We start from the raw sequence: 243 nt of genomic DNA, 5'->3' as shown, positions 1-243 counted from the left end.
ACCGGCGACATCCGTCACGTCGGCCACCGGCCGGGTGGGCAGCACGCCCCGCAGGAAGCAGAGCTCGTTCACGTACTCGTTGCCGAGACCCGCGAGGTTCGCCTGGTCGGCGAGTGCGACCGCGATCGGACGCTCGGGCCGGTCCTCCAGGCGGCGCACGGCCTCGGCGGGGTCCCAGTCGGCGCCGAGCAGGTCGGGGCCGAGGTAGTCGAGCCTGGCGCCTTCCTCCCCGATGGGCAACAC

At 73.7% G+C, this 243-nt stretch carries 1 pseudogene; it reads right to left on the bottom strand.

The window, feature by feature from the left end:
* Window positions 1-243, bottom strand: a pseudogene (locus QN345_RS20315) (Fpg/Nei family DNA glycosylase); the annotation flags it as partial.

Source organism: Cryobacterium sp. 10I1 (genome assembly GCF_035019805.1).
Classification (GTDB): Bacteria; Actinomycetota; Actinomycetes; order Actinomycetales; family Microbacteriaceae; genus Cryobacterium; species Cryobacterium glucosi.
The sequence above is the reverse complement of the archived record's forward strand: the minus strand, read 5'-3'. Positions and strand labels throughout refer to the sequence as shown.